Annotated in this window: 1 protein-coding gene; it reads right to left on the bottom strand. The window is 59.5% G+C overall.

Annotated features, from left to right (window positions below):
* Positions 1-385 (bottom strand): autotransporter assembly complex protein TamA (locus tag ACYP03_RS24540; protein WP_459782455.1); only part of this gene is annotated, 385 nt, incomplete at both ends.

The following is a 385-nucleotide window of genomic DNA, read 5'->3' as shown; positions in this document are numbered from 1 at the left end:
GAATTTGGAAACGATCATCAGGTTTGTCCAGCCCCCAGGCGAAGTCGAGCCGTATCGGGCCGACCGGGGATGCCCAGCGTATCCCTACACCCGCGCCTGCCTGCCAGTCCGGGCTGTCTGTCCAGGACGAACCGTAATCGTAAAACAGGGCTCCCCACCAGTTGCCGGTCAGCCGGTACTGATATTCCAGCGAGGAGGCCAGCATAAACTCACCACCAATCTGCTGCCCCTCGCTGTCCCTTGGTGAAATGGACTCGTAGCTGTAGCCACGCAAGCTGCTATCCCCACCGATAAAAAAGCGCATGGACGGCGGGATATCTTCTATCTTTTCTGCCCAGATGGCCCCGGCGTCCAGACGGGCCAGGCCCCGGTGATCTTCAGCAAA

This window comes from Photobacterium sp. R1 (assembly GCF_054600795.1).
This window is presented reverse-complemented; position numbering and strand designations above follow the sequence as displayed.